The 10,208-nt window shown below is 72.7% G+C and carries 8 protein-coding genes and 1 pseudogene; 4 read left to right on the forward strand and 5 right to left on the reverse strand.

Annotated elements, in window-relative coordinates:
- Positions 1-180: 180 nt before the first annotated feature.
- The 3 genes from AB0M39_RS39980 to AB0M39_RS39990 all read right to left on the reverse strand — a co-directional run bounded on the left by AB0M39_RS39980 (position 181) and on the right by AB0M39_RS39990 (position 3,573).
- Positions 181-906 (reverse strand): gamma-glutamyl-gamma-aminobutyrate hydrolase family protein, encoded by a 726-nt coding sequence (locus tag AB0M39_RS39980; protein WP_365373519.1) that lies wholly within the window; start codon positions 904-906, stop codon positions 181-183.
- A 50-nt stretch (positions 907-956) separates the two neighbouring features.
- Entirely contained in the window at positions 957-2,405 is a 1,449-nt protein-coding gene (eat, locus tag AB0M39_RS39985; protein WP_365373521.1) for an ethanolamine permease, read from the reverse strand.
- A gap of 439 nt (positions 2,406-2,844) precedes the next feature.
- A complete protein-coding gene (locus AB0M39_RS39990) occupies positions 2,845-3,573 on the reverse strand; it encodes a GntR family transcriptional regulator (RefSeq protein ID WP_365373524.1) in 729 nt (242 codons plus the stop codon).
- 78 nt (positions 3,574-3,651) lie between these two features.
- On the opposite strand from AB0M39_RS39990, the gene AB0M39_RS39995 reads away from it, so the two are divergent.
- The 4 genes from AB0M39_RS39995 to AB0M39_RS40010 are packed head-to-tail and all read left to right on the forward strand — an operon-like array spanning position 3,652 to position 8,236.
- The gene (locus tag AB0M39_RS39995) at positions 3,652-5,016 is read left to right on the forward strand and encodes a glutamine synthetase family protein (protein ID WP_365373526.1); all 1,365 of its coding nucleotides are present in this window, start codon (positions 3,652-3,654) and stop codon (positions 5,014-5,016) included.
- Positions 5,017-5,023: 7 nt separating this feature from the next.
- A complete protein-coding gene (locus AB0M39_RS40000) occupies positions 5,024-6,379 on the forward strand; it encodes an aldehyde dehydrogenase family protein (RefSeq protein ID WP_365373529.1) in 1,356 nt (451 codons plus the stop codon).
- A gap of 5 nt (positions 6,380-6,384) precedes the next feature.
- Positions 6,385-7,167 carry a 3-oxoacyl-ACP reductase gene (locus tag AB0M39_RS40005; RefSeq protein ID WP_365373531.1) on the forward strand — a complete coding sequence of 261 codons (783 nt, stop codon included), beginning with the start codon at positions 6,385-6,387 and terminating at the stop codon, positions 7,165-7,167.
- Between the two features lie 34 nt (positions 7,168-7,201).
- Positions 7,202-8,236, forward strand: coding sequence for a DUF2510 domain-containing protein (locus tag AB0M39_RS40010; RefSeq protein ID WP_365373534.1), 1,035 nt, complete (start codon positions 7,202-7,204; stop codon positions 8,234-8,236).
- 46 nt (positions 8,237-8,282) lie between these two features.
- Here AB0M39_RS40010 and AB0M39_RS40015 read toward each other — a convergent pair whose 3' ends face one another.
- Positions 8,283-9,485 (reverse strand): amino acid deaminase/aldolase, encoded by a 1,203-nt coding sequence (locus AB0M39_RS40015; protein WP_365373537.1) that lies wholly within the window; start codon positions 9,483-9,485, stop codon positions 8,283-8,285.
- Between the two features lie 225 nt (positions 9,486-9,710).
- Positions 9,711-10,208, reverse strand: a pseudogene (locus AB0M39_RS40020) (hypothetical protein); the annotation flags it as partial.

Raw genomic sequence — 10,208 nt, forward strand, 5'->3', positions numbered from 1 at the left:
GTTATGAACAGGTCCTCCGCGATCTCGGTGTTCGACCGGCCGTGGCGCCGGCGGGGCTGATTCACGCCTCAATCGCCGGCGGGGCTGATTCACGCCTCAATCGCCGGCGAGGCTGATTCACGCCTCAATCGCCGGCGGGGCTGGGTTGTGCCTCAATCGCCGGCGGGGCTGGGTTGTGCCTCAATCGCCGGCGGGGCTGGGTTGTGACGCCGTCACCAGCGCTGAGATCACCCTCGGGTCGTCTCCCAGCTCCGGGTGCCATTGGACCGCGAGCACCCAGCCAGGGGGCAGGCCATCGGGGTGGCCGGAGAGTTCGACTGCCTCGATTGTGCCGTCCTCCGCGTAGGCGCTCGCCGTCAGGGTGTCGGCCAGGCGGTCCACCGACTGGTGGTGGTACGTCGGGACCGATGTCGCCTCCGGTGCGATGTCGGCGTAGAGCGTGCCCGGCACCGGCTTGACCGTGTGCTGGCCGACGACGCCCCGGCCGCCGCTGTGGCCGTCCAGGTGCTGGACGAGTGTGCCGCCGAGGGCCACGTTCAGCAGCTGGAGGCCGCGGCAGATGCCGAGCAGCGGGGTCCCCGACGCCAGCGCGGCATGGATGAGGGCCAGTTCCCATGCGTCGCGTTCGCGGGCGGGCGGGCCGGTGCGGGGGTCCGGGGACGCTCCGTACCGTACGGGCTCCACATCCGCCCCGCCCGCGATCACGACGCCGTCCAGCCGGGCGACGACCGCCTCGGCCGCCGCGGGGTCGTCCGGCGGGAGCAACGTCGCCAGGCCGCCTGCCGACTGCACCATGCGGTGGTACTGCGCGTGCAGCACCGCGGCCGGCTGATGCCAGACGCCCCACTGGGCCGGCTCCAGATAGGTCGTGACACCGATCAGCGGCTTGGACAACGTGGCTCCCATGAATCCCATCAGTTCCGTTCTAGATCGATCCAGTTCTGAGCTGGAGGCGGTCAGTCCCGTTCGAGCTCCGCCTCGGCCGCCGCCAGCGCCGCGAACTCCTCCTCCGGCGCCCGCGCGACCAGATGCCGTCGACTGTAGAAGGCGAAGTAGGCGAGCGCGACGGCGTAGACGCCGAGCGCCATGAAGGCCGCGTCCTTGTCCACCAGGAACGTCGCCACCAGCGCGGACAGCGCCAGCAGGAAGGCGACGGAGGAGGTGACCACACCGCCCGGCGTGCGGTACGGACGCGGCAGCTCCGGCTCGCGCCGCCGCAGCACGATGTGCGACAGAGCCATCAGGGCGTACGAGATGGTCGCGCCGAACACCGCGATGTTCAGCATCCGCGCCCCGTTGCCGGTTCCCGCGGCGAGCGCGAAGCCGATCGCGCCGGGGATCAGCAGGCCGAGGTAGGGCGACTTGCGGCGGCTGGTCAGGGACAGGAAGCGCGGCAGATAGCCGGCCCGCGAGAGCGCGAAGAGCTGGCGCGAGCCCGCGTAGATCAGCGAGAAGAACGAGGCCACCAGGCCAGCGAGGCCCGCGTAGTTGACGAAGCGGCTCAGTGCGGTCGGATCGCCGTCGCCCTGGAGCGCCACCACCAGCGGGTTGCCGGCCTCCTGGATCGCCGCCGAGCCCCGGGCGCCCGTCGAGGCGAAGAAGGTCAGCACGGCGAGCAGCACCAGGATGCCCATGGAGATGGCGAGCGCCCGCGGCATCGAGCGCACCGGGTCCTTCGCCTCCTCCGCCGCCAGCGGGACGCCCTCGACGCCGAGGAAGAACCACATGCCGAAGGGGAACGCGGCCCATATGCCCAGCAGCCCGAACGGCAGCCAGGAGCCCGACCCGAACGCGTCCTTGTCGACCGGGATGTCGTTCAGTCCGCTCGTGCTGAACTCCGTGAACGCCCCCACCGCGAAGATCAGCAGCGCGGCGACCGCTATGGCCGTCACCACCAGGCTGAAGCGCAGAGCCTCGCCGACGCCCCACAGGTGGATGCCTATGAAGATCGCGAAGCAGGCGAGATAGACCGGCCAGCCCGACTCCAGGCCGAAGAGCCCGAGCGACTCGACGTAGTCGCCGATGAAGATGGAGATCGCGGCGGGCGCGAGGATGTACTCGATGAGAATCGCGGTGCCGGTCAGGAAGCCGCCCCAGGTGCCGAGCGCGCGGCGGGCGAAGCCATAGCCGCCGCCGGCCGTCGGCAGGATCGCCGACAGCTCGGCGAGCGCGAAGACCAGACAGGCGTACATCACGCCCATGAGGAGGGTGGCGATGGCGAGTCCGCCGAAGCCGCCCTTGGAGAGGCCGATGTTCCAGCCGGAGAAGTCTCCGGAGACGACATAGGCGACGCCGAGCCCGGTGAGGAGCAGCCAGCCGGCGCTGCCCCTGCGCAGGGTGCGCCGTTTCAAGTAGGCGTCGTCGTCGGCGGGGGAGGGGATGCGCGTGGTGGTGCCTTCGGCCATGAGTCGCTCCTGGCAGAGGTCAAAGGTTTGTGCGCACACCTTTGCGGTAGGCGTCAGGGATGCGCAAGCCCTCTGCGTAAAGCCGACGTTACGGTTCGGCCGCCGCCGAGGTTCCGGCAAGGTCACGGCGCGGGCGCCGCCAAGGTCCCGGTCGGGGCCTTTGAGGCCGTCGCCGGGACGCTCGTCGACCGTCGAGACCGAGCCGTCGCCGGTCCCGCCGACCGTCGCCGGGACGCTGGCCGATCGTCGAGACGAGCCGCCGCCCGGCCCCGCCGGGACGCCCGCCCGCCCCCGCCGAGCCGTCGCCGGGACGCCCGCCGACCGCCGCGACCGAGTCGCCGCCGGGACGCTCGAGGATCGTCGGGACTGAGCCGTCACCCGCCCCGCCCGCCCCCGCCGAGCCGCCTGCCAGTCGCCCCTCGCCCCCCCCCGCCGGACGTCAGGACAGAAAGCCCCGCAGCAGCGCCGCCGTCCCCTCGCAGTGCTCCCGCATCACCTCGCGCGCCGCGTCCGCGTCCCCGTCCAGCACCGCCTCCACCAGCGCCTCGTGCTGGTGCTGGGAGTGCTCCAGGTTCCGTACGAGCAGCGGGATGCAGTCCAGCAGCTCGTTCAAGACGGCCCGTACCGCCGCGTACTGCGCGGTCAGCGTATGAGAGCCGGACAGCTCGGCCAGCGTGAGATGGAGCAGGGTGTCCTGCCTGCGGTAGTCGGCGAGCGGCGCGTCGTGCGTCGCGGCCAGCGCCGTACGCAGTCGCTGCGCGCCTGCCTCCGCCAGGCCGTGCGCCGCGCAGAGCCCGGCCGCCCCCACCTCCAGCACCTCGCGGAAGCGCAGCGTGTCCTCGACGTCCACCGACGCCACGCGCCGGCGCAGCTCGTCCTCGCCGTGGCTGTCGGGGCGCCGCAGCACGAACGTGCCGCCGTACCGGCCGCGCCTGCTCTCCACCAGCCCCTGGTCGGCCAGCACCTTGAGCGCCTCGCGCAGAGTGACCCGGCTGACGCCCATCCGCTCCGCGAGCTCGCGCTCGGCGGGCAGGCGCTCGCCGCTGGGGACCAGCCCGAGGCGGAGCAGCTGGAGGATCTGCTCCAGCGCCTCCTCGAAGCCGTTGCCCGCGCGCACCGGGCGCAGAACGGGCGTCAACGGGTCGGCCGGTTCACTCTTCTCGGTCACCTCGCCGTTTCCCCTTCCCAATCAATGGTCTCCAGGAATACCTTAAAGCCTCCGGCTGACCCAAGGAGGGGTTTTCCCGTGGCAGACCGCAATGCCCCGCTTCAGGTCGAGGAGCTCCGTGCCCTCGTCGCGAGCGGTGAGATCGACACAGTGGTCCTGGCCTTCCCCGACATGCAGGGGCGGCTCCAGGGCAAGCGGTTCGCCGCACCCTTCTTCATGGACGAGGTCCTGGAGCACGGCACGGAGGGCTGCAACTACCTTCTCGCCGTCGACACCGAGATGAACACCGTCGACGGGTACGAGATGTCCTCGTGGGAGAGCGGGTACGGCGACTTCGCCATGCACCCGGACCTGTCCACGCTGCGCCGCGTCCCGTGGAACGAGGGGACCGCGCTGCTGGTGGCGGACCTGGCCTGGAACGACGGCTCGCCCGTGGTGGCGGCGCCCCGCCAGATACTCCGCGCCCAGCTGGAGCGCCTGGCCGAGCACGGCTTCACCGCCCATGTGGGCACGGAGCTGGAGTTCATCGTGTTCAAGGACACCTACGAGGAGGCCTGGGACCGCGACTACCGGGGCCTGACCCCGGCCAACCAGTACAACATCGACTACTCCGTGCTGGGCACCGGCCGCATCGAGCCGCTGCTGCGCCGGATCCGCAACGAGATGGCCGCGGCGGGCCTGACGGTGGAGTCGGCCAAGGGCGAGTGCAACCCCGGCCAGCACGAGATCGCCTTCAAGTACGACGAGGCGCTGGTCACCTGCGACCAGCACGCGGTGTACAAGACGGGCGCGAAGGAGATCGCCTCGCAGGAGGGCGTCTCGCTCACCTTCATGGCCAAGTTCAACGAGCGGGAGGGCAACTCCTGCCACATCCACCTCTCGCTCCAGGACGCGGACGGCCGCAACGTGATGGCGGGCGACGGCCCCGGCGGGATGTCGACGACCATGCGGCACTTCCTGGCCGGGCAGCTGGCCGCGCTGCGCGACTTCTCGCTGCTGTACGCGCCGAACGTCAACTCCTACAAGCGCTTCCAGCCCGGCTCGTTCGCGCCGACCGCCGTCGCCTGGGGATACGACAACCGCACCTGCTCGCTCCGCGTCGTGGGCCACGGCCGCTCGATGCGGTTCGAGAACCGGCTGCCGGGCGGCGACGTCAACCCGCACCTGGCCGTCGCGGGACTGGTCGCCGCCGGCCTGTACGGCATCGAGCACCAGCTCGAACTGCCCGAGGCGTGTACGGGCAACGCCTACTCCTCCGGATACGAGCAGGTCCCCACCACCCTGCGCGAGGCCGCCGAGCTCTGGGAGAACAGCCCCATCGCCAAGGCCGCCTTCGGCGACGAAGTCGTCGCGCACTACCGCAACATGGCGCGGGTCGAGCTGGAAGCCTTCGACGCCGCGGTGACCGACTGGGAGCTCCGCCGCTCCTTCGAACGTTTGTGAGGCACCCTTGCTTCAGGTACTGAACCCGGCGACCGAAGAGGTCGTCGCGACCGTCCCGTCGACGACCGCCGCCGAAGTCGACGCCGCCGTCGCGCGCGCCGCCGCGGCCCAGCGGCACTGGGCGGCCGTGGCGCCCGCCGACCGGGCCAGGCTGCTGCGCCGCTTCGCCGTCGCGGTCGACGAGCACCTCGAAGAGCTCGCCCAGCTGGAGGTCCGGGAGGCCGGCCACACCATCGGCAACGCCCGCTGGGAGGCCGGCAACGTCCGCGACCTGCTGGACTTCGCGGCCGGGGGAGTGGAGCGGCTCAGCGGCCGACAGATCCCGGTCCCCGGCGGGCTCGACATCACCATCCTCGAACCGCTCGGCGTCGTCGGCGTGATCGCGCCGTGGAACTTCCCGATGCCGATCGCCGCCTGGGCCACCGCGCCCGCGCTCGCCGCAGGCAACGCCGTACTCCTCAAGCCCGCGGAGACGACCCCGCTGACCGCCCTGCGCCTGGCCGAACTGGCCCTGGAGGCGGGCATTCCGCAGGGGCTGTTCCAGGTACTGCCTGGCGAGGGCGCCGTGGCGGGCGACGCGCTGGTCGAGCACCCGGGCGTGGCCAAGATCGTGTTCACCGGCTCCACCCGGGTCGGCAAGCAGATCATGGCCAAGTGCGCCGACCGCGTGAAGCGGGTGACGCTGGAGCTGGGCGGCAAGAGCCCCAACATCGTCTTCGCCGACTCCGACCTCGAGGCCGCCGCAGCCGCGACCCCCATGTCCTTCCTGGACAACGCGGGCCAGGACTGCTGCGCCCGCACCCGTATCCTCGTCCAGCGCTCGGTCTACGACCGCTTCCTCGACCTGGTCGCGCCGGGCATCGAGTCGGTCGTCGTCGGCGACCCGGCCGACGAGAAGACCCAGATGGGCCCGCTGATCTCACGGGCGCAGCTGGAGCGCGTACGCACGTACGTCCCCGAAGAGCTGAAGGGGGTCCGCGGCGCCGCGCCCGAGGGACCCGGCTTCTGGTTCCCGCCGACCCTCCTCACCGATCTGGACCCAGGCGCCCCGGCTGCCTGCGAGGAGGTCTTCGGGCCGGTCGCCGTCGTGCTCCCCTTCGAGGACGAGGACGACGCGGTCCGGCTGGCCAACGCCACCGAGTACGGACTGTCGGGGTCGATCTGGACCCGTGACGTCGGCCGGGCGATCCGCGTCTCGCGCGCGGTCGCGGCCGGCAACCTCTCCGTCAACTCCCACTCCAGCGTCCGCTACTGGACCCCGTTCGGCGGCTACAAGCAGTCCGGCCTCGGCCGCGAGCTCGGCCCCGACGCCCTCACCGCATTCACCGAGACCAAGAACGTCTTCATCAGCACGGAGGCCTGAACACCATGACCGACACCACCATCTGCCGCCGTCTCGTCGGCCGCACCGCCGTCGTCACCGGAGCGGGCAGCGGGATCGGCCTGGCCAGCGCACGCCGCCTGGCCTCCGAGGGCGCGAACGTCGTCTGCGGCGACATCGACGAGCTCGCCGGCAAGGCCGCCGCCGAGGAGGTCGGCGGCACCTTCGTGCGCGTCGACGTCACCGACCCCGAGCAGGTCGAGGCGCTCTTCAAGACCGCGTACGACACCTACGGCAGCGTCGACATCGCCTTCAACAACGCGGGCATCTCGCCGCCCGACGACGACTCCATCCTCACCACCGGCCTCGAGGCGTGGAAGCGCGTCCAGGACGTCAACCTCACCTCCGTCTACCTCTGCTGCAAGGCCGCCATCCCCTATATGCAGCGCCAGGGCCGCGGCTCCATCATCAACACCGCCTCCTTCGTGGCGATCATGGGCGCCGCCACATCCCAGATCTCCTACACCGCCTCCAAGGGCGGCGTCCTCGCCATGTCCCGCGAACTCGGCGTCCAGTTCGCCCGCGAGGGAATCCGCGTCAACGCGCTGTGCCCGGGGCCGGTGAACACCCCTCTCCTCCAGGAGCTGTTCGCCAAGGACCCCGAGCGAGCCGCCCGCCGCCTCGTCCACATCCCGGCGGGCCGGTTCGCCGAGGCCGACGAGCTCGCCGCCGCGGTGGCGTTCCTGGCCAGCGACGACTCCTCCTTCATCAACGCCACCGACTTCCTCGTCGACGGCGGCATCTCCGGGGCGTACGTCACCCCCTTGTAGGACGGCGGTCGGGCCGGAGCCCTATGGTGGCCGGATGAGCATGACGACCCCGCCCGGCTGGTACCCGGACTCCGGCGTGCCCGGAGTCGAGCGCTGGTGGGACGGGACCGCCTGGACCGCGCACACCCGCGCGGTCCAGGCGCAGGCGCCCGCGCCCGCTCAGCAGCCTGCCCCGGTGCAGCAGCAGCCTGCTCCTGTGCAGCAGCCCGCCGGCTTCGGCCCGCCGACCGTGCCGATGCACCAGTCGACGATGCCGGTCGACGGCGGCGCGGCGTACGGCGGCGGGCCAGGCGGCGGGACCCGTCGCGGCAAGAGCGGGCTGGTGGCACTGGCCGTCGCGGGCGTCGTGCTGGTGGCCGCGGTCGCCGGCGCGGCGGTGTTCATGAGCGGCGGCGACGAACCGGTGGAGCCGACCGCCGAGCCCGGCGTCAGCGAACCGGTCGCGACGACGGACGACGCCGACAACGGATCCGACGACGGCGGCGCCCCGTCGCCCAGCGACGAGTCCGGCCTCCTCGTCGACCAGCTCAACGGCCTCTCCATGCCGATCCCCGAGGGCTGGGAGAAGTCCACCAACTCCAATGACCGCGGCACGACCATGGTCACCGACCTGACGTACGACTGCCCCGCCGGAGGCTCCTCGCTCTGCCGGCACGGCCAGGTCTCCTCCGCCACGAGCAGCAGCGGCGAGACGTCAGCCGAGAAGCTGGCCAAACAGGACATCGCGGACGCGGCGAACGACGTGTACGAAGAGGACGCCGTCGGCAACCGCGTGCACGGCGGCATCGAGTCCCACACGGTCCTCAAGTCGCAGTCCGTGGCGGTCGCAGGCCGGGCCGGCTATGTGGTGCGCTGGCGAGTCGTCACCGGGGAGGGGCCCGGCGGGTACGTCCAGTCGGTCGTCTTCCCCTCGCCCGTCGGCACGGAGGCCCTGGTGGTCCTCCGCTTCGCCTTCGACGCGAGCGCCGAGGCGCCCTCGCTCGCCGACATGGACAAGATCCTCGCCAGCGTCCGGCCGATCGGCGACGCCACCAGCGGCGGCGTCGGCAGCAGCATCGGCCCCGGCTGAGCCCGAGGGGCATAGGGGCCGGAGAGACGCGGTCACCGAGCCGAGGTCACAGAAACGTACGGCCCTCGCCGCGGTACGTCGGGGCGCTCCCCGTCACCCGGTCGCCCTCGACCAGCTGCAGCGCGTCGAAGCGCTCGCACATCTCCCCGGCCTTGGCGTGCCGGAACCACACCTTGTCGCCGATCAGCAGATCGTCCGCGGCGGCCCCGAGCAACGGCGTCTGCACCTCGCCCGGACCCTCCTGCGGGTCGTAGCGCAGCCCCTCGGGGAGATACGGAACGGGCAGCCGGTCCACGCCCGCCGCGCCCGACGCCGGATAGCCGCCGCCGAGCACGGTGACCACGCCCACGCCCGGCCTGCGCACCACGGGCTGGGCGAACAGCGCGGCCGGACGGCCCGTGAACGAGGTGTAGTCGTCGAACAGCCGCGGGACGTACAGCCCGGACCCCGCGGCGATCTCGGTGACCGCGTCCTCGGCCGCGGTGTGCTGGACGCTGCCGGTGCCCCCGCCGTTGACGAACTCGAGATCCGGCGCCACCGCCCGTACCGCGCGCACCACCGCCGCACGGCGGACGGCCAGCTCCCTGCGGGCCGCGCGCTGCATCAGCCGCACCGCCCGCGAGCGCACCGGCCGGCCCACGAGCGAGTCGCCGACGCCCGCGACATGCCCCTCGTACGCCATCAGGCCCACCAGCCGGAAGCCGGGCCGGCGGGCGATGGAGCGGGCCAGCTCGGCCAGCTGGGCGGGCTCGCGCAGCGGAGAGCGCCGCGCCCCGATCCGCACCCGGCCGCCGAGCAGATGGAGCGCGGTGTCCAGCTCCAGACAGAGCCGGATCTCCTCCTTGCCGCCGGCGCGCGACCGCTCGATCAGGTCCAGCTGCGCGACGTCGTCGACCATCACCGTCACGGCGCCGGCCAGCTTGGGATCGGCCGCGAGCTCGGCGAAGCCGGCGCGGTCGGCGGACGGGTAGGCCAGCAGCACGTCGTCGAAGCCCGCCCGCGCCAGCCACAGCGACTCGTCCAGCGTGAACGACATGATCCCGGCGAAGCCGTCCCGTGCCAGCACCCGCTCCAGCAGCGCCCGGCAGCGGACCGACTTGCTCGCCACCCGGATCGGCTTGCCGCCCGCACGGCGGACCAAGTCCTCGGCGTTGGCGTCGAACGCGTCGAGATCCACGATGGCGAGCGGCGCGTCGAGCTGGGCGGTGGCCCGGTCAAAGCGGGCCCGGTCAGCGGCACGGGGAGTCATGGCCTGAGCTTGCCAGACGCGATTACCCCGGGGTAGGGGGACGATTTGGGCAGATCCCCCCGGCGTCCTGGTCTCAGTGCCGCGGCGGACCGTTGAGCCCGTAGAGTGACGGCACGCGGTGACGAACGGGCCTGCCCCGAAAGGCGATCCGTCGTGGCACGTGGACCAGGAATCAGGGGGCGGGATGAGCACGGAGGCACAGCGCCCGCCCGGCCCGGCCTCCCGTCAGCCCGACGGCGAGACCCCGCCGACCACGTCCCGCATCACGGAGGCGCTGCTCCCTCCGGAGACGGGTCCGACGCCCCTGCGGCCGTCGCGGATCACGGAGTTCCTCGCGTCGGAACCACCGGCTCCGACGCGCCAGGCGCCCCCGGCGCCTCGCCGTCCCAGCGCGCCCGCGCCCGCGTCCCCGCCGATGCCGCCGCACACCCCGGCCGCCTCCGCGGCGCCGACCGCGCCCCCGGCCGCCCCGCATCGGGCGCCTGAGCCCCGGCACCCCGACATTCCGCCGCCGCGCGCCGCCGCGCCTGCCCGCCCTGCCGCACCTCCGGCCGCCCCGCTTCCGCCCCCGGCAGCGCCTCGGGCCCCTGAGCCTCGGCAGCCCGGCGTGCCGCCGACGCGCGCCGCCGCACCCGTATCCCGGCCCGCCCCGGCCGCCGCGCCCGCCCCCGCGAGCGACGCGCCCCCCGTGGAGACGACCACCCGGCTCCGCCCGGTCACCGG

The organism is Streptomyces sp. NPDC051907 (genome assembly GCF_040681075.1).
Taxonomy (GTDB): Bacteria; Actinomycetota; Actinomycetes; order Streptomycetales; family Streptomycetaceae; genus Streptomyces.